This is a genomic window from Catelliglobosispora koreensis DSM 44566 (assembly GCF_000379685.1).
Taxonomy (GTDB): Bacteria; Actinomycetota; Actinomycetes; order Mycobacteriales; family Micromonosporaceae; genus Catelliglobosispora; species Catelliglobosispora koreensis.
In genome coordinates, this window is the sequence record NZ_KB903289.1 from 46,813 (window position 1) to 65,682 (window position 18,870).

16 protein-coding genes, 1 pseudogene and 3 riboswitches are annotated in these 18,870 nt (G+C 67.3%); all 17 genes and pseudogenes read left to right on the forward strand.

Annotation, left to right across the window (positions count from 1 at the left end; genetic code table 11):
* Positions 1 to 55: 55 nt before the first annotated feature.
* Positions 56 to 177, forward strand: a riboswitch (cobalamin riboswitch).
* A gap of 39 nt (positions 178 to 216) precedes the next feature.
* A complete protein-coding gene (locus tag A3E1_RS0128145) occupies positions 217 to 3,744 on the forward strand; it encodes a cobaltochelatase subunit CobN (RefSeq protein ID WP_020524139.1) in 3,528 nt (1,175 codons plus the stop codon).
* A gap of 28 nt (positions 3,745 to 3,772) precedes the next feature.
* A riboswitch (cobalamin riboswitch) is annotated at positions 3,773 to 3,903 on the forward strand.
* 58 nt (positions 3,904 to 3,961) lie between these two features.
* Complete coding sequence (locus A3E1_RS0128150) at positions 3,962 to 5,920, forward strand: putative cobaltochelatase (RefSeq protein WP_020524140.1); 1,959 nt, start codon at positions 3,962 to 3,964, stop codon at positions 5,918 to 5,920.
* 415 nt (positions 5,921 to 6,335) lie between these two features.
* Positions 6,336 to 6,938, forward strand: a complete 603-nt coding sequence (cobO, locus tag A3E1_RS0128155) for a cob(I)yrinic acid a,c-diamide adenosyltransferase (RefSeq protein ID WP_020524141.1) — start codon at positions 6,336 to 6,338, stop codon at positions 6,936 to 6,938.
* Complete coding sequence (locus tag A3E1_RS0128160) at positions 6,932 to 8,260, forward strand: cobyrinate a,c-diamide synthase (protein WP_020524142.1); 1,329 nt, start codon at positions 6,932 to 6,934, stop codon at positions 8,258 to 8,260. The genes cobO and A3E1_RS0128160 overlap by 7 nt, the downstream gene beginning before the upstream one ends.
* On the forward strand, positions 8,251 to 8,976 hold the full coding sequence (gene cobI, locus A3E1_RS0128165; protein ID WP_020524143.1) for a precorrin-2 C(20)-methyltransferase: 726 nt from the start codon (positions 8,251 to 8,253) through the stop codon (positions 8,974 to 8,976). The genes A3E1_RS0128160 and cobI overlap by 10 nt, the downstream gene beginning before the upstream one ends.
* A complete protein-coding gene (cobM, locus tag A3E1_RS0128170; protein ID WP_020524144.1) occupies positions 8,973 to 9,764 on the forward strand; it encodes a precorrin-4 C(11)-methyltransferase in 792 nt (263 codons plus the stop codon). The genes cobI and cobM overlap by 4 nt, the downstream gene beginning before the upstream one ends.
* The gene (locus A3E1_RS0128175) at positions 9,761 to 10,894 is read left to right on the forward strand and encodes a cobalt-precorrin-5B (C(1))-methyltransferase (RefSeq protein WP_020524145.1); all 1,134 of its coding nucleotides are present in this window, start codon (positions 9,761 to 9,763) and stop codon (positions 10,892 to 10,894) included. The genes cobM and A3E1_RS0128175 overlap by 4 nt, the downstream gene beginning before the upstream one ends.
* Positions 10,891 to 12,045 (forward strand): precorrin-6y C5,15-methyltransferase (decarboxylating) subunit CbiE, encoded by a 1,155-nt coding sequence (gene cbiE / locus A3E1_RS0128180; RefSeq protein ID WP_040392102.1) that lies wholly within the window; start codon positions 10,891 to 10,893, stop codon positions 12,043 to 12,045. The genes A3E1_RS0128175 and cbiE overlap by 4 nt, the downstream gene beginning before the upstream one ends.
* On the forward strand, positions 12,042 to 13,739 hold the full coding sequence (cobJ, locus tag A3E1_RS0128185; RefSeq protein WP_020524147.1) for a precorrin-3B C(17)-methyltransferase: 1,698 nt from the start codon (positions 12,042 to 12,044) through the stop codon (positions 13,737 to 13,739). The genes cbiE and cobJ overlap by 4 nt, the downstream gene beginning before the upstream one ends.
* Positions 13,724 to 13,906 carry a 4Fe-4S binding protein gene (locus tag A3E1_RS47410; RefSeq protein WP_040392104.1) on the forward strand — a complete coding sequence of 61 codons (183 nt, stop codon included), beginning with the start codon at positions 13,724 to 13,726 and terminating at the stop codon, positions 13,904 to 13,906. The genes cobJ and A3E1_RS47410 overlap by 16 nt, the downstream gene beginning before the upstream one ends.
* On the forward strand, positions 13,903 to 14,514 hold the full coding sequence (locus tag A3E1_RS0128195) for a precorrin-8X methylmutase (RefSeq protein ID WP_020524149.1): 612 nt from the start codon (positions 13,903 to 13,905) through the stop codon (positions 14,512 to 14,514). Before A3E1_RS47410 ends, A3E1_RS0128195 begins: the two co-directional genes overlap by 4 nt.
* Positions 14,511 to 15,386: pseudogene (locus tag A3E1_RS0128200) on the forward strand (sirohydrochlorin chelatase); the annotation flags it as partial. The gene A3E1_RS0128195 and the pseudogene A3E1_RS0128200, both read left to right, overlap by 4 nt.
* A gap of 57 nt (positions 15,387 to 15,443) precedes the next feature.
* Positions 15,444 to 15,614: riboswitch (cobalamin riboswitch) on the forward strand.
* 31 nt (positions 15,615 to 15,645) lie between these two features.
* Positions 15,646 to 15,879 carry a CbtB domain-containing protein gene (locus A3E1_RS0128205; protein WP_026208917.1) on the forward strand — a complete coding sequence of 78 codons (234 nt, stop codon included), beginning with the start codon at positions 15,646 to 15,648 and terminating at the stop codon, positions 15,877 to 15,879.
* A gap of 13 nt (positions 15,880 to 15,892) precedes the next feature.
* Entirely contained in the window at positions 15,893 to 16,588 is a 696-nt protein-coding gene (locus A3E1_RS42485) for a CbtA family protein (protein ID WP_020524152.1), read from the forward strand.
* A gap of 74 nt (positions 16,589 to 16,662) precedes the next feature.
* Positions 16,663 to 16,905 carry a hypothetical protein gene (locus A3E1_RS0128215; RefSeq protein WP_020524153.1) on the forward strand — a complete coding sequence of 81 codons (243 nt, stop codon included), beginning with the start codon at positions 16,663 to 16,665 and terminating at the stop codon, positions 16,903 to 16,905.
* Entirely contained in the window at positions 16,905 to 17,846 is a 942-nt protein-coding gene (locus A3E1_RS0128220) for a cobalamin biosynthesis protein (protein ID WP_026208919.1), read from the forward strand. The genes A3E1_RS0128215 and A3E1_RS0128220 overlap by 1 nt, the downstream gene beginning before the upstream one ends.
* Complete coding sequence (gene cobC / locus A3E1_RS42490; RefSeq protein WP_020524155.1) at positions 17,843 to 18,862, forward strand: Rv2231c family pyridoxal phosphate-dependent protein CobC; 1,020 nt, start codon at positions 17,843 to 17,845, stop codon at positions 18,860 to 18,862. Before A3E1_RS0128220 ends, cobC begins: the two co-directional genes overlap by 4 nt.
* The last annotated feature ends 8 nt before the right edge of the window (positions 18,863 to 18,870 follow it).

Genomic DNA, 18,870 nt, shown 5'->3' on the forward strand with positions numbered 1-18,870 from the left:
GAGTCACGCGGACCGGCGGCCGGGCAGGGCAGTAGGATCGCCGATGGCGGCCACGGACTGGCCGCCACAGCGCGGTAGGGAGGAACCCGGTGTGAACCCGGGACGGTCCCGCCACTGTGACCGGAGCCGATGAGGTTCCGGGAGTCAGGAGACTCTCGCCGCGCTGTGTTATCCCTCATTACCGGGGCGCGGACCCCTGACAGGGAGGTAGCGGCCATGCAGGCTGCTCGTGGGCTGTTGTTGTCGACGGCCGATACGGAACTTCTGGCCGCCAGCGCTTCAGGCGCTCCCTGGCGGATCGCCAACCCCACCCGGCTCGATCCGCAACAGGCCGCAGCGCTCGCGCGGGAAAGCGCCTTCACCGTCGTGCGCCTGCTAGGCGGGCAGCAAGCCTGGCCCGAGGGTCTTTCCTCAATCCTTTCAGCTGGTACTCCGTGCGTCGTGCTCGGCGGAGAAGCCGCCCCTGACGCCGCCCTCCAAGCCTTGTCCACGGCACCGTCCGGAGTGGTCAGTGAAGCGCTGGCCTACCTGGCCGAGGGCGGTGTGGACAACCTGCGCGAGCTGCACCGCTTCCTGTCCGACACCCTGCTCATGACCGGTGACGGGTTCGAGCCGCCGCGACGGACGCTCGAGTTCGGCGTCCGCCCCGGCTATGAGCTTCAGCCGGGCCGCCCGACCGTGGGCGTCATCTACTACCGTGCGCACGAGCTGGCCGGCAACGCCGGATTCGTCGACACCCTGTGTGAAGCGCTGCAGGAGACCGGCGCCAACGCCCATCCCGTCTACTGTGCGTCACTGCGGTCTATGCCTGACGGGCTGCGCACGGAACTGTCCAAGTGCGACGCGCTGATCGTCACGGTGCTCGCCGCCGGTGGCACGAAGCCCGCTGATGCCGCCGCGGGCGGTGACGAGGAGGCGTGGTCGGTCGAAGCGCTTGCCGCGCTTGACGTTCCGATCGTGCAAGGGCTTTGCCTGACGTCATCACGGTCGGCCTGGGAAGAGTCTGATGCGGCACTGTCGCCTATGGATGCCGCGATGCAGGTCGCGATACCGGAGTTCGACGGTCGCCTGATCACGGTGCCGTTCTCGTTCAAGGAACCCGGCCCTGAGGCGATCCCGGTTTACGTCGCCGACCCGGAGCGGGCCAGGCGCGTGGCGGGCATCGCTTTTCGGTACGCCCGCTTGCGGTATGTGCCCAACGCCAGCAAACGGCTCGCGATCGTGCTGTCGAGCTATCCGACGAAGCACTCGCGGGTGGGTAACGCGGTCGGGCTCGACACCCCGGCCAGTGCCGTGATTCTGTTGCGTGCCCTGCGGGAAGCCGGGTATGACCTGGGCGACGGGTTCCCCGAAGACAGCGACGAGCTGATTCACACGCTGATCGCGGCCGGTGGCCACGACGTGGAATGGCTGACCGAGGAACAGCTCGCCAACGCGCCCGCGCGCGTGCCGCTCAAGGACTACAGGCAATGGCTGACGGGCGCGGTCGGGCAATCCATCGTGGACGCCTGGGGTGAACCGCCCGGATCACTGTACGTGGACGGCGACGACATCGTGCTCGCCAGTTTGCGCTTCGGCAACGTGATCCTGATGATTCAGCCGCCGCGTGGCTTCGGCGAGAACCCGATCGCCATTTATCACGACCCGGCACTCGCGCCGTCGCACCACTATTTGGCCGCCTACCGCTGGCTGGACCACACGTTTAAGGCTGACGCCGTCGTGCACCTGGGCAAGCACGGGACGCTGGAATGGCTACCCGGCAAGGGACTCGGGCTATCAGCAGACTGTGCACCCGATGCCGTGCTCGGTGACCTGCCGCTGGTTTACCCGTTCATCGTCAACGACCCGGGCGAAGGCACCCAAGCCAAACGCCGGGGCCATGCCACGATCATCGATCACCTCGTGCCACCGATGGCACGGGCCGAGACGTATGGCGAGATGGCGAAGCTGGAGCAACTGCTCGACGAGTACGCGACGGTGCAAGCCCTTGACCCGGCAAAGCTGCCGGCGGTCCGGGCGCAGATCTGGACCCTCGTGCAAGAGGCCAAACTGCACCACGACTTGCATCAGGCCGACATGCCCGAGGCCGACGAGTTCGACGACTTCATCATGCACATCGACGGCTACCTGTGCGAGGTCAAGGACTCACAGATCCGCGACGGCCTGCACATCCTAGGCGCCGCACCGCAAGGCGAAGCCCGCGTCAACCTGGTGCTGGCGATCCTGCGGGCGTCCCAAGTCTGGGGTGGTGTCCACGGTGCGCTGCCGGGGCTAAGAACCGTGCTGGGCCTGGAAAAGGACGCCGACCTGGCCACCACGGACCGCATTGACGCGCAAGCCCGCCTGCTGGTCGAGCAATGCGAACGGCACGCGTGGGACCTGTCGTTTGTGGACAGTGAGTTCGGCGGACAAGTAAAGGACATCCTGCGGTTCGCGGCAGCCGAAGTCGTGCCCCGCCTGGACGCGACGGCCGGCGAGGTGACCAATGTGCTGCGCGCACTGGACGGACGGTTCATCCCGCCCGGCCCGAGCGGCTCACCAACCCGGGGACTGGTCAACGTTTTGCCCACGGGACGCAACTTCTATTCTGTTGACCCCAAAGCGATCCCGTCGCGTAACGCCTGGGATGTCGGGGTCGCGCTCGCGGAATCGTTGCTGCGACGCCATCGCGAGGACACCGGCGAGTGGCCGCGCACGGTTGGCCTGACCGTGTGGGGCACGTCGGCGATGCGTACCCAAGGTGATGACATCGCCGAAGTCCTTGCCCTGCTTGGCTGCCGGCCCACCTGGGATGCCGCCTCGCGGCGGGTCACCGGCATCGAAGTCATCCCCGCCGCCGAACTCGGCCGGCCCCGAGTCGACGTCACCGTAAGGATTTCCGGGTTCTTCCGCGACGCCTTCCCGCACGCGGTCACGCTCATCGACGACGCGATCACCGCGGTGGCCGCTTTGGACGAAGGCGACAACTTCGTGCGCGAACACGCGCTAAGCGACGTTGCCGAGCACGGCGACTGGCGGCGCGCGACCACCCGGATCTTCGGCTCGAAACCGGGAGCCTATGGCGCTGGACTGCTGCCGCTCATTGACGCGCGAAACTGGCGCGATGACAAGGATCTCGCCGAGGTCTACGCCGTGTGGGGAGGGTACGCCTACGGCCGCCAGCTCGACGGCAAAGCCGCCCGCGCCGACCTCGAACGCGTCTACAAACGCGTGAGCGTCGCGGCCAAGAACATCGACACCCGCGAACACGACATCGTGGACTCCGACGACTACTTCCAATACCACGGCGGCATGGTCGCCATGGTCCGCGCGCTCACGGGTGAATCGCCTGCGGCCTTCATCGGCGACTCCCACGTGCCCGAGCACGTCAAGACTCGTACCCTCGCCGAGGAAACTAAAAGGGTCTTCCGCGCGCGTGTGGTCAATCCACGGTGGATCGCGGCGATGCAACGCCACGGCTACAAGGGCGCCTTCGAGCTCGCCGCCACCGTCGACTATCTGTTCGGCTACGACGCCACTGCCGGCGTCGTCGACGACTGGATGTATGAGAATTTGGCCACGTCCTATGTCTTCGATCCCGGCGTGCGCAAGTTCCTCGAAAAGTCGAACCCGTGGGCACTGCGTGGCATCACAGAACGCCTGCTAGAAGCCGCCGACCGCGGACTATGGGCCGAACCCGACCCGGACACGATCGAGGGGTTGCGCGAGGTATACCTGGCCACCGAAGGTGACCTTGAAGCCTGACGTGTCATGATGTGCGCGAGCGGCAGCGGAGGAACCGGGTGCGAATCCCGGGCGGTCCCGCCACTGTCACCGGGGAGCAACCTCTCAAGCTCCGTGGCCACGGCTGTCTAGGCAGCTGGAAGGCCGAGAGGAAGCGTCGATCCGGAAGCCAGGACACTCCAGCCGCTCACCGGTTCACTGCGTTCGCGGGCGAGGAAACCCGCGGAGAGGACTACCTATGGGCGTGCCCTATCCGTTTTCCGCCATCGTCGGCATGACCGAGATGCGGCTCGCACTGCTTCTCAACGCCGTTTCGCCCGCGATCGGCGGTGTCCTCGTGCGAGGCGAGAAAGGCACCGCGAAGTCCACGATGGTGCGTGCCCTGGCTGGCTTGCTGCCCCAGATCGACGTGACACCCGGGTGCCGGTTCAGCTGCGACCCTCTCTCGCCCTACGCGCACTGCCCAGATGGGCCACATTCAGAGGGTACTCAGAAGCGGCGCGCCCGCCTGGTGGAGTTGCCTGTCGGCGCCACTGAGGACCGCCTCGCCGGATCGCTAGACCTCGAACGCGTGCTCACGGCCGGGCAGTCTGTCTATGAACCCGGTCTGCTGGCACAGGCACACCGCGGCGTGCTTTACGTTGACGAAGTGAACCTGCTGCACGACCACCTCGTCGACCTGCTCCTGGACGCTGCGGCGATGGGGGAGTCGTATGTGGAGCGCGACGGCATTTCGGTCCGTCACGCGGCACGTTTCCTGCTCGTGGGCACCATGAACCCTGAAGAGGGCGAACTGCGCCCGCAACTGCTCGACCGGTTCGGCCTAACCGTTGATGCCAAAGCACCCCTAGAGCCAGCGCAGCGGGCACAAGTCGTGCGGCGGCGACTGGCCTACGAAGCCGATCCCGTGGCGTTCGCCGGAGACTGGGCAGCCGCAGACGAAGCTCTCGCGATCCGTATCGACCTGGCCAAGGCCCGCGTTTCCAAGGTGGACCTGCCGGATGCTGAGCTGAACCGCATCGCCCATGTCTGCGCGGCATTCGGCGTTGACGGGATGCGGGCCGACATCGTGGTCTCGCGCACGGCGATCGCCCTGGCGGCATGGGAGGGCAGAGACGTTGTCACGGCTGAAGATGTGCGCGTCGCGGCACGTCTAGCCTTGCCGCATCGCCGGCGCCGCAATCCTTTCGACCCACCGGACCTCGACGAATCGCTGCTGCAGCAAGCACTCGACTCCGCGCCGTCCGCTGACGACGATGACGACCCGCCACCTTCTGGTGGTCGGCCTCCCTCCAGTGACGACCGCGACGATAGCGGCGCGGGCACAGCAAGCGATCCAGGCGTGGCCGGCGAAGGCCGGCAAGACGAAGGCCCGGCCGGCGGTGAAGCGACACAGGAACCGGCTGCGGCGCCTAAGGCCCGGCTGTTCCTGGTGCCAGGCGTGGGCACGGGGGCGACGGGCCGCCGCTCTCCGGCGTACACGCGCACGGGACGGACCGTCGGATCCGCTAGCCCGTCGGGCCGGCTCAGTTCCCTGCACCTCGCGGCGACTGTCCGCGCGGCCGCTCCACATCAGAACGCCCGTGGACGGGTGGAGCGCTTGGTGCTGCTCAAGCACGATCTGCGCGAGCAAGTGCGCCAGGGCAAGGAATCCAACCTGGTGCTGTTCTGTGTCGACGCCTCCGGCTCGATGGCCGCCCGTCAGCGGATGAGCGCGGTCAAGGGAGCTGTTCTGTCGCTCTTGCTTGACGCGTATCAGCGGCGCGACAAAGTTGGCCTCATCACCTTCCGCGGTGACTCGGCCTCACTGGCGCTGCCGCCAACTTCTAGCGTGGAGGCTGGCGCGGCCCGCCTGCGGCACCTGCCCACAGGCGGCCGCACGCCGCTGTCGAGCGGACTGCTCAAGGCAGCGGAAACCCTTCGCGTGGAAAGGCTCCGCGATCCGGCCCGCCGCGCTTTGCTCGTCGTCGTCACCGACGGCCGCGCGACGTCCGGCACGCGTCCGGTCGCCGAGGCTCAGGCGGCCGCGCAAACCCTTGCCGCCCAAGGAGTCGCCGCCATCGTGGTCGACTGTGAGTCAGGCGTCGTGCGCCTCGGCCTCGCCGCCGAACTAGCCGCGCACCTGCGCGCCGAACTCGTCTCTCTCGACTCACTGACCGCCGATACCCTGTCCGCCCTCACCCGGCGCGCCGCATGACCGGCCGATCCCTCCCCGCCGCGTTCGCCCTTTCCCACCCGCGCCCGCGCCGTCGTCCCGCTGCCGACCCAACAGGTTCGCCTCTGCGCTCGCACCATCTGCCCGCTGCCGTGCCAGCCGGTTCGCGTGGGCGCCTATGTCGGCTGTCCACCGAGACTCCCGCCGTTTCGTGTTCGCGTTTGCGCCGCTCGCTCGTCGCCGCGCGAGCCGTTTCGGGTTCGCGCTCATGCCCGTTGCCGACCGCGAAACCTGCGGCTTCGCACCCGGGCTCGCGCCGGTTGTCCGCCAACCTGTGTGTGATTCACATCCGGCTAGACGTGATCGAACGGCCTGTTGATCACGTCTCAAGGGATGTGGATCACGTTTGGGGATGTGGATCACGATCACGTGACTTCGACGGAAGGCGGGACGGCTGATGCCGCAGGGGAAACCGGAGACGGTGCCCGATGACGGGCTGACGACACGGCAGCGGCGTAAGGCGCCGGTTCTGGCTGTGCACACGGGAGTGGGCAAAGGCAAGTCCACGGCCGCTTTCGGGATGGCTCTTAGGGCGTGGAACATGGGCTGGCCGATCGCCGTGTTCCAGTTCGTGAAGAGTCCGAAGTGGCGGGTCGGCGAGGAGCGGGCGTTTCGCGTCCTGGGCGACAGCGAGGCCGGTGCTCCGGTGACGTGGCACAAGATGGGCGAAGGCTGGTCGTGGCTGGCGCGCCCGGGTGACGAACGCGACCACGCTGCCGAGGCCGCCGAGGGCTGGGCGCAAATCAAGCGGGACTTGGCTTCCGAGCGTTACGGCTTCTATGTGCTCGACGAGTTCACGTATCCGATCCACTGGGGCTGGATCGACGTGAACGATGTCGTGACCACACTGAACGAGCGCCCCGGCACGCAGCATGTCGTGATCACGGGACGTTACGCGGCACCGGAACTGATTGAAGCCGCCGACCTGGTGACTGAAATGGGCAAAGTGAAACACCCCATGGACGCCGGACGCAAAGGCCAGCCGGGCATCGAATGGTGACCGCGCCCCGCGTCGTGATCGCCGCGCCCGCATCAGGGCACGGCAAGACCACGGTCGCGACCGGACTGCTTGCCGCGCTGGCGAAACGGGGAACACGGGTTGCCGGTTTCAAGGCGGGCCCGGACTACATCGACCCCTCCTATCACGCCCTCGCCTCAGGGCGACCAGGCCGCAACCTCGATCCCGTGCTCTGCCCGCCGGAGCTCATCGCCCCACTGTTCGCTCACGGGGCGGCTGGTGCGCAGGTGTCCATCGTGGAGGGAGTCATGGGACTCTACGACGGCCGCGCGGGCGCGGGAGACCACGGCTCGACCGCTGAAGTGGCTGGATTACTTGACGCACCGGTCATCATGGTCGCCGACGTCACCGCCCAAGGCCGCTCGGTTGCCGCGACGCTGCACGGCTTTCGCACCTTCGGCACCGTTCGTTTCGGCGGGGTCATCTTGAACCGTGCCGGATCACCGCGCCACGAGGAGATTGTGCGCGAGGCGTGCGCCGAGATCGGGCTCGAAGTGCTTGGCGTGCTTCCCCGCTCGGCTCCGGCTCAAGTCCCGTCACGTCATCTTGGCCTCATCCCGGCTGCGGAACATTCCGCCGGAGCACGCGCCGCCGTCGACGCGATGGCAGCCTTGGTTTCCGCCCACGTCGACCTCGATGCCGTCCTACGCGTAGCCCAGCTGGCGCCACCGCTCGCAGTCACGCCTTGGGAACCTCCCACTGCCGAGCCGCTGAGGAGACCAGTGATCGCGGTGGCGGGAGGGGCCGCGTTCACGTTTGGGTATGTGGAGCAGATCGAGCTGCTGCGCGCCGCCGGTGCCGAAGTCGTGACGGTGGATCCTTTGCGCGATGAGGAGCTTCCCCCTAGTACCAGCGGATTGGTTGTGGGTGGAGGGTTTCCCGAAGTGTATGGCGCGGAACTCGCGGCGAATGTCCCGTTGCGGCAAGCGGTCGCACGGCTGGCCGCCGAGAGCGCGCCGATCGCCGCTGAGTGCGCGGGACTATTGTGGCTCGGGCAATCGGTTGATGGGCATGAGATGTGCGGGGTCCTGCCCGGGCGGGCTGTCATGACAGGCAAGCTGACGATGGGGTACCGCGACGCCGTAGCCATGTCTGACAGCGTGCTCGCCGACGTGGGTAAAAGGGTTACCGGGCACGAGTTCCACCGCACGATTGTCGAGCCCGGCGCCAGTGCCGAACCGGCGTGGGCATGGCGCGGCGCCAGGGAAGGTTTCGTGCAAGGCGGCGTGCACGCGTCCTATTTGCACACTCACTGGGCGGCGCATCCGGAGTTCGCGGCGAGGATGGTGGCGGCATGCGGTTGATCGGTGTCGGAGTAGGACCCGGTGACCCCGAACTGCTGACGTTGCAAGCGATCCGGCTGCTGAATGAGGCTAAGCGAATCTTCGTGCCGGTGCTGAGCCTGGACGAGTGCGGCCGGGCTGAGGCGACCCTGACCGGTCACGTGGACGGCGAACGCATCGAGCGGCTGGTTTTCGCGCTGAACGAGCGCACCGACGCCAGCCGCCGCGAGCGGCACTGGGATGCGGCAGGGGAGCGCATCGCGGCATGGCTTGCCGAGACTGGTGGTACGGCAGCGTTCGCTACTATCGGTGACCCGAACATCTATTCGACGTTCAGCTATTTGGCGGCCACCGTGCGGGAGCTGCTCCCCGGCGTTACCGTCGAGACAGTGCCGGGAATCACGGCGATGCAAGCACTTTCGGTCGCTTCCGGGGTGCCGTTGGTGGAGGGTTCCGAACCGCTCGTGCTGGTGCCGTTGGCGCGCGGGGCGGGCGGGTTGCGTGAGGCCCTGGCGTACGCGGGTCACGGAACCGTTGTCGCGTACAAGGGCGGAAGGCACCTCGCCGAAGTTGTCACCGAGGTCTCGCGGGCGGAAAGGCTTGAGGACACGGTGCTCGGCAGCCACCTTGGGCTCCCGGACGAGAAAGTGACCGCACTGTCTGCTGTGGACGAAGCACCCTACCTATCAGCCGTTCTGATTCCGGCCCGGCGAGCACAGCGAGGTGGAGCGATATGAAGGTCATCTTTGTCGGTGCCGGGCCTGGAGCGGCCGATCTGCTGACACTGCGCGGGGCGGCCGCTATCGGCCGTGCCGACGTGGTGATCTGGGCGGCGAGCCTGGTGCACCCGGACGTGCTCGGTCACGCCAAGCCCGGTGCCCGCATCATCGACTCCTCCGCGCTGACCCTAGAGCAAACCCTTGCCCTGTATGAGGAAGCGGCACGCGACGGGCTGACCGTCGCCCGGATTCACTCAGGCGATCCGTCGCTGTGGGGAGCGTTGGCCGAGCAACTCGACGCGTGTCATGCGCTCGGCCTGGCGACCGAGGTCATTCCGGGAGTGTCGTCGTTTACCGCTGCCGCGGCAGCGGTGCAGCGTGAACTGACCGTCCCGGAAGTCGCTCAGTCGGTGATCCTGACCCGGCTCGAGGGCGGGAAGACGCCGATGCCGCCGGGGGAAACGATCCGTTCGTTCGCCGCGCATGGGACGACGATGGCGATCTTCCTGTCTGCGGCACGGTCAGGCCAGCTCGCGACTGAGTTGCTCGCCGGTGGTTATGCGGACAGCACCCCGGTGGTCATCGCCTATCAGGTCACCTGGCCCGACGAACTCATCCTGCACTGTGACGTGGCCACGTTGGCGGCCACGGTTCGTGAGCACAAGCTCTGGAAGCACACGCTTTTCCTCGTTGGGGCGGCGCTGGGTGAGGCGGGCACACGCAGCCATCTCTATCACCCGGGTCACTTCCACGAGCACCGCAAAGCCGATCCCCAAGCCAGGAAAGCACTTCGGGCCCGGTCATGACCGACGAGCCGGAGCTTCGGGAACCGGACCTGCCACGCACGGCTAAGGTCCGGCCCAAAGCGCTGCGCACCGGCTGGACCACAGGCACCTGCGCTTCGGCAGCCGCGAAAGCCGCCACCGAACTCCTCGCCACGGGGAAAGAGCCGCGCTGGGTGGAGGTCGCGTTGCCGTCGGGGCGGCGGGTCACGTTCGCCGTCGAATCGTCGCGTTTGGACGGTGAGGTCGCCACGGCCGTTGTCGTCAAGGACGCCGGCGATGACCCCGACGTGACCCATGGCGCACACCTCACGGCGACCGTGTGCTGGGACCCAGCACCGGGGGTCCATTTGTTTGGCGGCGAGGGCGTCGGCACGGTAACGAAACCGGGGCTCGGGCTTGAGGTCGGCGGACCAGCCATCAACCCCGTGCCGCGCGCGATGATTACCCAAGCGGTCACCGAAGTCGTAGGCGAGCGCGGCATCGACGTCACCATCTCAGTGCCCGACGGCGAACGGATCGCCCGCAAAACCACCAACCGCCGGCTGGGCATTCTGGGTGGCATTTCCATTCTTGGTACTACAGGGATCGTCCGCCCCTTCTCCACCGCCTCTTGGCGGGCCAGTGTGATGCAGGCCGTCCAAGTGGCTGCGGCGCAAGGGGAGACGACTATCGTCTTGTGCACCGGCGGCCGCACCGAGGCCGGGGCGATGGCTTTGCTGCCGGACCTGCCCGACGTGTGCTTCATCGAAGTCGGCGACTTCACCGGTGCCGCGTTACGGATGGCCGTCGAAAACGGTGTGTCCACAGTGGTTTTCGTGGGCATGGTGGGCAAACTGACCAAGCTGGCGGCCGGGGTGCTGATGACGCACTACACCCGCTCCCAAGTGGACACGTCGCTGCTCGGCCAGATCACCGTTCAGGTCGGCGCTGCGGACCGCCGGGAAGAGGTTGACGCGGCCAACACGGCCCGTCACGCGTACGAGATCTGGGACGACGCCGGGGTGCTACGAGCAGCCGGCGATGAGCTGTGCACACGAGTCCGCAACGTGCTGGTGCGGTTCACCAAAGGCAAGCTCGCGTGCGAAGTCGCGATGGTCGACTTCACGGGTAAGATCGTCGTCGCCGCGACGAAGCCGGAGTGGGTGTCATGAGGCGCGTCACTGTGGTCGGCTTTGACGGCACGCAGCTGACTCTGCCTCCGGCGTCACTGCTCGTCGGCGGCGAACGTCATCTAGCGCAGGTGGACAGTGCCGCTGAACGTGTCGTCCTCGGGCCGTTGAAACCGGCGCTGGAGCGCATCGCCGCGCACGATGGCGATGTCGTCGTGATCGCCAGCGGTGACCCGGGCTTCTTCGGGATCGTGCGGGCCCTGCATGAGATGGGCGAGGATCCCGTCGTGCGGCCGGCGGTATCCAGTGTCGCGCTCGCGTTTTCCCGGGCCGGTCTGCCGTGGGACGACGCGATCGTGGTGTCCGCACACGGGAGGTCGTTGCGCCGGGCCGCGAACGTGTGCCGGGCTCACCCGAAGGTCGCCGTCTTGACCGCGCCCGGCAGCGGCCCAGCCGAGCTTGCCTCGCTGCTCGACGGAGTCCCGCGCCAGTTCGTCGTCGCCTCCCGCCTCGGGCACGACGATGAGCAGGTGTCCACTCTGGACGCCGCCGACGCTCTAGGCCGCGACTGGCCCGACCCCAACGTCGTGCTCTGCCTACGCCATCCCGACAGGGACAGGGAGCCGGGGTGGGTGGCGGGATGGCGGCCACCAGCGGCGGGGTGGGCGAAACGCGAGAGTGCTTATGCCCACCGGGATTCGATGATCACGAAGGCTGAGGTTCGCGCGCTCGTGATCGCGAAACTGGGGCCGCGGCTAGGTGACCTGATCTGGGACGTGGGCGCGGGCTCGGGTTCGGTGGCAGCCGAGTGCGCGACGCACGGTGCTGCGGTGATCGCCATCGACCACGATCCGGAGGCCGCCGGGTTCATCGCGGCCAATGCTCCTTCGGCGCAGATCGTGCTAGGGCAAGCGCCAGACTGCCTGGAAGCATTGCCCGAGCCGGATGCGGTCTTCATCGGTGGCGGTGGGCTCACGGTGCTCACAGCGTGCCTCCAGCGAGAATCTGCCCGCATCGTGCTGGCGCTGGCCGCGATCGACCGCGTGACGGCTGCCGTCGCACAGCTTGAACAAGCCGGGTACGGCGTCGAAGCCGTACAGCTTCAAGCATCCCGGCTCAAACCGTTGCCGGACGGATCATTACGGCTAGCGGCGGTCAACCCGGTGTTCGTCGTGTCAGGGGAGGCGCTGTGATTGGGATTGTCTGGGCGACGGCTGCCGGGCGGGAGTCCGCTGAGCGGCTGGCGCAGGCGTGGCCGGGCGAGTGCACCGTCCACAGTGGACCGGTGAAACAGCAAGTCCAGCAAGCGTGGCAGCACTCAGAAGCGATAGTCGCGTTTCTCGCGACCGGTGCCACGGTGCGGCTTATCGCCCCTCTGCTGACAGCCAAGCAGTCCGATCCCGGAGTCGTTTGCGTCGACGAGGCGTCCCGTTTCGCTGTGGCTTTGCTGGGCGGCCATGCCAAGAATGCCAACGCCTTGGCTGACCGTGTTTCTGATGTCCTTGGCACCCAGCCGGTCGTGACGACGGGCACCGATGCCGCGAACATTCCCGGGCTCGATCAGCTCGGCTTCACACCTGCCAACCCTGAGCGCCTAGCCGCGGTGAGCCGGGCGATCCTCGACGGCGAACCCGTTGACTGGCAAGCGGATATGACCTGGCCGCTGCCACCTATGCCTCCCAACGTCGGCGGCAACCCTGACGCCGCACATCGCGTCGTCGTGACCGACCGCGACAGCAGCGGCAGCTCGGCGGTGGTGTTGCATCCGCCGTCGCTGGTGCTGGGGATCGGGTCTAGCAAAGGCGTGTCGGAGGCCGAGGTCGCCGCGCTCGTCGAGCAAGTGCTTACCGCTCACGGGCTCGCACCGGAGTCGGTCTGCGCCGTGGCCACCGCTGACATCAAGGCCGCCGAGCCGGGAATTGTGGCCTTTGCGGCTAGCCGCCGGCTTCCAGTCATCGCCTACACCGCCGACGAGCTGGCGGCCATGGACGTTCCGAATCCGTCCGAAGTGGTGCGTGCGGCGGTCGGAACGCCGAGCGTCTCCGAAGCGTCAGCGTTATTGGCGGCGCGGACTATGGGCCGCAAGGCCGAACTGGTCGCCGCGAAAACTGCTTCCGCTATGGCGACCGTCGCCGTTGCCCGGCTGACGCCGTGGGGCCGGCTCGCGATCGTCGGCCTCGGGCCGGGAGCCGCCGATTTGCGCACGCCCAGAGCGACCGCCGAACTGCGCGCAGCTGGAATCGTGGTGGGACTGGACCAATACGTGGACCAGATCCGGCATGTGCTGCGCCCGGGTGTACGCATCGTGGAGTCCGGCCTTGGCGCGGAAGAGGAACGTGCCCGCACTGCTGTCGAGCTCGCACGAGAAGGCAACGCTGTGGCGCTCATCGGCTCCGGCGACGCCGGCGTTTACGCCATGGCTTCGCCCGCGCTGGAGTTCGCCACTGACGACGTGGACGTCGTGGCCGTTCCCGGTGTCACCGCCGCGCTGGCGGCATCGTCGCTTCTGGGCGCGCCCCTTGGCCACGACCACGTTTACCTTTCCCTGTCCGATCTGCATACGCCGTGGGAAGTCATCGAGCGTCGCCTGCACGCCGCGGCCGAGACCGATCTGGTCGTGTGTCTCTACAACCCACGCAGCCTCAAACGCCAACACCAGCTGCCAGAAGCGTTGCGGATCCTCGGAAAATGCCGTCCACCCACGACTCCGGCCGGGCTGGTGCACGCGGCATCGCGCCCCGGCGAACGCATCCACGTGACCACGCTCGCCGAACTCAACCCCGACGACGTGGACATGAACACCGTCGTGATTATCGGAGCGAGCACGACCCGAAACATCTCCGGGCGCATGGTGACACCCAGGGGGTACCAGTGGATGCCCTCGTGACCTTTGACGGCTGCCAAGGCTGCGGGGCGTGTCTGCTGACCTGTCCCACACACGCGATCCGGCCTGACGGCGGGCGGCTGTTCGCCGTGCCCGAGCTGTGCACAGGGTGCGGGGAGTGCGTTGAGATCTGCCCGGTCGACGCCGTGACGATGGAGGCCCTGACGTGATCCGCGCCGTGCATCCCATCGAAGCTGAGTCTTACCGCATCATCCGCTCCACAGTGGACACCTCGCTTCTGCCGAGGCACAGCCGTGACGTGGCTGAGCGGATCATTCACACGACCGCGGAACCGGGCTGGCTCAGCGATCTCGTGCTCGACGAAAGGTCGCTGGAACGTGCGGCTGTCGCGTTGACACAGGGGGCACCGGTCGTCGCCGATGTCCATATGGTCGCGGCGGGCATTACGGCGTACCAGGTGGAGTGCGGGGTGAAGACCGGCGAAGCCGCCGCCCTGGCGCGGGCCGAAGGGATCACCCGCTCGGCAGCCGGAATCCGCTTGCTGGCGCGGCAATATCCAGCTGGCGCGATCTGGGTTGTCGGCAACGCGCCCACAGCGCTCTACGAAATCATCCGGCTCGCGCAAGCCGGCGAACTCTCGCCGGTCCTCGTCGCTGGGTTGCCGGTCGGCTACGTGGGCGCGGCTGATTCCAAGGAAGCGTTGCGCGCCAGTGGTTTGCCGCAACTGTCGAATGTGAGCGCGCGTGGTGGCTCGGCTGTCGCCGCGGCCGCTATCAACGCATTGTTATATGGAGATCCCCTTAAGGAGCACGAGTGAAACCCCCTGCCCTCCTGATCGCCGGTCACGGCACGAGCGACGAAGCGGGAGCCGAAGCATTTCGTGCCTTCACCGAACGTGTCGCCAAACGTTTGGCAGCAAGGCACATCAGTGTCGCCGGGGGATTCATCGAGCTGTCCCCGCCGCCGTTGAAAGAGGCGGTCGCTTCCCTTGTCGCCGAAGGCAATTCCCGGCTCGCCGCGGTGCCCCTGATGCTGGTGGCCGCCGGGCACGCCAAGGGCGACATCCCGGCCGCGCTGGCGCGCGAGAAGCTGCGCCACCCCGGTCTGCACGTGGCCTACGGCCGGCCGCTTGGCCCGCACCCGGGTGTGCTCGCGTTGCTGCGGCAGCGACTGTCCGAAGTGGCGCCTGACCTGTCCACGGCGACGGTCCTGCTGGTCGGCCGGGGATCGACCGACCCGGACGCCAACGCCGAGGTCGCCAAGATGGCCCGGCTGCTGGCCGAAACGGCACCGGTGGCAGGTGTCGAGTACGCCTTCATATCCCTTGCCGCGCCTGGGGTCCCGGCTGGGCTGGACCGGTGTCGCGCACTAGGCGCGCGTGAAGTCGTGGTGCTGCCTTACTTTCTGTTCACGGGAGTTTTGCCGGACCGGGTGGCGAGCCAAGCCGGGCAGTGGGCAGCCTCGCACCCTGACGTGAGCGTGCGCACCGCTGGCGTCCTTGGCGACACCGACGAACTAGCCGACCTCGTCATCGAACGCTATGACGAAGCCCTCGCCGGGGACATCCGCATGAACTGTGATTCATGTATCTACCGCATCGCGCTGCCCGGGTTCGAAACCAAAGCAGGGGCACCACAAACCCCACATCACCACCCACACGACCACACCCACGAGCACCACCATCACCCGTAAGTGGGCGTTTGACGGCGGTGCCAGCGACCTGGCATCGTGTTGGCTGTACGGCCAAATTCCATAGTTGATGACGGTGTGCAGGAACCCGGTGTGAATCCGGGACGGTCCCGCCACTGTGACCGGGGAGCAGTCCCGCTCGGAGGCCACTATCGCTAGCGATGGGAAGGCGCGGAGGCTGTGCAAGATCCGGGAGTCAGGACACTGACCCGTCATCGTTTCCAATCGCGGGGCGGTGAACCCCGAAATGGAGGGTGTCATGTCCAAGGTGACCGCACAAAGTGTCCCGCAGGCCGCGATAGCAGCGGTCCGGCTCAAGGACATCGTTCTCGCCGCCGTCATGGTGGCACTCGCTCTATTCATTCTCTACGTGGTGATGCTCGACCAGGGCGCGCTGCTGTCCGCGTTCGTCGGCGACGCCTCGTGGACCAACAATTACCTGCACGAGCTGGCGCACGACGGCCGGCACGTGCTCGCGGCTCCCTGTCACTGAGCCGGCGGTTTCCGTGTCACTGCTTTCACTCATCGCCCGCGGTGGGCTGGCCGGCGCGTGTGCCGGCCTGCTTTCCGGAGTCGTGTCGCTGTTTTTGGCCGAGCCAGTCATTGACCGCGCTATCGCGCTTGAGCACGCCACCTCAACGGAACCGCACGAGGAACTATTCACTCGCGACGTCCAGCACATTGGACTGCTCGTCGCGACCGTGCTGACCGGCCTGGCCATCGGCATCCTCTTCGGTTTGGTGTACTCGATACTGCACCGCACCGATCCGTCAGCAGACCCGTGGGCCAGCTCGCTTCGCCTTGGCGCAGCCGGTTTCCTCGGCGTGAGCTTGTTGCCATTCCTGCGTTTCCCGGCGAACCCGCCCGGCGTGGGAGATCCTGACACGGTGGGACAGCGCACCGTCACCTGGATCGCGGCAATGGTCATAGGCCTGACAGCCGTGGCGATCGCTCGTTATCTGTATTCGCCCACGCCCGCCCGCCAGCTGGCGTCAGCCGGCGTGGTCGTTGCGGCAGCGGCGATTCTTTTCCTGCTCCCGGGTACTACCGACGCCAGCGCCGTCCCAGCGGATCTGCTGTGGACGTTCCGCATGATGGCGTTGCTGAGTTCCGCCGTTCTGTGGGCGGGCCTCGGGGTCGCGTTCGGCCTTGCTGGCCTGCGCACCCAAACCGTAAGCACCGCTTCCGCTGTGACCGCATGAAAACTAGCGTTACCGTGTGCCGTGGCTGTTGCTGCGGCACCGAAAAACACCCCACCACCGACCACGATGGCCAAGTGGCGCAACTAGAAGCGGCCGGGTTGCGGGTGCGCATCGCCGATTGCCTCGACGTATGTGAACACTCCAATGTGGTCGTCGTCCACGGCCACGGCGTGCGGCCGGTGTGGCTGGGCGGTGTCCTCGACGCTGCCTCCACGTCGCAGGTCGCCGGCTGGGTCAGCGCGGGCGGCCCTGGCCGGGCCCGCATGCCGGAAACGTTGCGGCGTCACGTGATCAGCCGCCCGGCCAAGGCCAAGTGATGCGAGGCGGCTGGATAGACGCGGCAGGGATGGCAGCGGGATACGCGATCGATTCCATTGTGGGCGATCCTCGCCGCTTCCATCCCGTCGCGGGTTACGGGCGCGTCGCCGGGCAGCTGGAGAAAGCGTTGTACAAGCCACGTCTTGCGCGCGGCGCGCTGTTCGCGGCGCTCGCGGTTGGACTGCCCGTCGCCGGAGCTGTGCTTGCCCAGCGGACGGTCCGCGATCGCCCGCTGCTGCGCTTCGCAGCCACGGCCGCCACAACATGGGCTGTGCTGGGCGGGACGTCGCTGCGCCGCGAGGCTCAGCTGATGGCTTCCTCGCTTTCGTCAGGCGACATCGCGGCCGCGCGTGAGCGTCTGCCGCACCTGTGCGGCCGTGATCCACGTGCCCTCGGCCCTGACGAGCTGGCACGCGGGACGCTGGAGTCGGTGGCGGAGAACACTTCCGATGCTGTCACCGGCCCACTGTTTTGGGGCGGATTGCTGGGCCTGCCCGGCCTGGCCGCTTACCGTGCTGTGAACACTCTCGACGCGATGGTGGGCCACCGCAACACGCGTTATGCCCGCTTCGGCACGGCCTCGGCCCGTGCTGACGACGTCGCCAACCTTGTCCCGTCGCGTCTGACCGCGTTGCTAGCTTCTTGCCTGGCTCCTCTCGTGGGCGGTCGTTCGTCCCGTGCGCTTACCGTCTGGCGGCGTGACGGAGGCAAGCATCCGTCGCCTAACTCCGGTCAGTGTGAGGCCGCTTTCGCTGGGGCGCTTGGGGTCCGCCTGGGCGGAACTAATGTCTACTTTGGACGGACTGAAACCCGGCCGTTTCTCGGCGATGGGCAGACCCCTTCACCCGCAGACCTTCGCCGTGCGGCCCGCCTCAGCGGACTCGCCGGCCTCGGCGCTCTCGCGGTCTCCATCGTGTTAGCTTCCCGGCGGCGCCGGTGACCGATCTGCTGCGGTTTCATGGGGATGCGGAAGTAGCGCCGGGGCTCATTGACCTAGCGGTGAACGTCCGGAGTGGACCGATGCCGTCGTGGCTGTCGGAGGCGCTTTCCGCGTCGATGACTGACCTCGCCCGGTATCCCGACGACCGTCCCGCGCTCGCGGCCGTGGCCGCCCGCCATGGGCGCCCCACGTCCGAGGTGCTGCTGACCGCCGGTGCGGCACAGGCGTTTTCCCTTCTGGCCCAGGCATTGCGGCCGCGTTTCCCATTGATCGTGCATCCGCAGTTCACCGAACCTGAGGCCGCCTTCCACCATGCCGGGCATGATGTTCGCCGGCTGATCCTGGCACCGCCGTACACGCTGGATCCTTTGCTCGTGCCCGACGAAGCGGATCTGGTCGTCGTCGGAAATCCCACGAACCCGACCTCGGTCTTGCATCCTGTTGCGGTCATTGAACAACTGGCCCGGCCGGGCCGGGTGCTCGTGGTCGACGAAGCTTTCGCTGACACGATCCCAGGCGAGGCCGCGTCAGTGGCTTCACGGCGGGACCTGCCCGGCCTGATCGTGCTGCGCAGCCTTACCAAGACGTGGGGTCTGGCCGGGCTGCGCATCGGCTACGTCCTCGGTGACGCGGAAGTGATCAATGTGCTGCGCGCGGCTGCTCCACTGTGGCCGGTCAGCACGCCCGCCCTCGCCGCAGCCATCGTGTGCTCGTCGGCTGAAGCGATCGCCGAAGCTAACCGGATCGCCATCGAACTCGCCGCACATCGCGACCGGCTCGTTGACCTGCTCCGCCCGTTACCCGAGCTGACCCTCCCCAGCGACCCGGCCAGCTCGTTCGTTTTGGTCCACCGGCCGGGCGCCGCCCACCTGCGCGAGTTCCTGCGCGACAACGGCTGGGCCGTGCGGCGTGGAGACACGTTCCCAGGGCTCGGCCCGGACTGGCTGCGCATCGCCGTTCGCGACCCTGTCACGTCCGAGGCCTTAGCCCGAGTCATCTCCACCTATCGTGGTTAGGACTCTCC

Excerpts from the sequence above, each read along its gene's own strand:
- A3E1_RS0128160 (WP_020524142.1), top strand. The coding sequence starts at position 6,932 with ATGGTGACCGCGCCCCGCGTCGTGATCGCCGCGCCCGCATCAGGGCAC.
- cobM (WP_020524144.1), top strand. The coding sequence starts at position 8,973 with ATGAAGGTCATCTTTGTCGGTGCCGGGCCTGGAGCGGCCGATCTGCTG.
- cobO (WP_020524141.1), top strand. The coding sequence starts at position 6,336 with ATGCCGCAGGGGAAACCGGAGACGGTGCCCGATGACGGGCTGACGACA.
- A3E1_RS0128145 (WP_020524139.1), top strand. The coding sequence starts at position 217 with ATGCAGGCTGCTCGTGGGCTGTTGTTGTCGACGGCCGATACGGAACTT.
- A3E1_RS0128150 (WP_020524140.1), top strand. The coding sequence starts at position 3,962 with ATGGGCGTGCCCTATCCGTTTTCCGCCATCGTCGGCATGACCGAGATG.
- A3E1_RS0128220 (WP_026208919.1), top strand. The coding sequence starts at position 16,905 with ATGCGAGGCGGCTGGATAGACGCGGCAGGGATGGCAGCGGGATACGCG.
- A3E1_RS0128205 (WP_026208917.1), top strand. The coding sequence starts at position 15,646 with ATGTCCAAGGTGACCGCACAAAGTGTCCCGCAGGCCGCGATAGCAGCG.
- A3E1_RS0128175 (WP_020524145.1), top strand. The coding sequence starts at position 9,761 with ATGACCGACGAGCCGGAGCTTCGGGAACCGGACCTGCCACGCACGGCT.
- cbiE (WP_040392102.1), top strand. The coding sequence starts at position 10,891 with ATGAGGCGCGTCACTGTGGTCGGCTTTGACGGCACGCAGCTGACTCTG.
- cobI (WP_020524143.1), top strand. The coding sequence starts at position 8,251 with ATGCGGTTGATCGGTGTCGGAGTAGGACCCGGTGACCCCGAACTGCTG.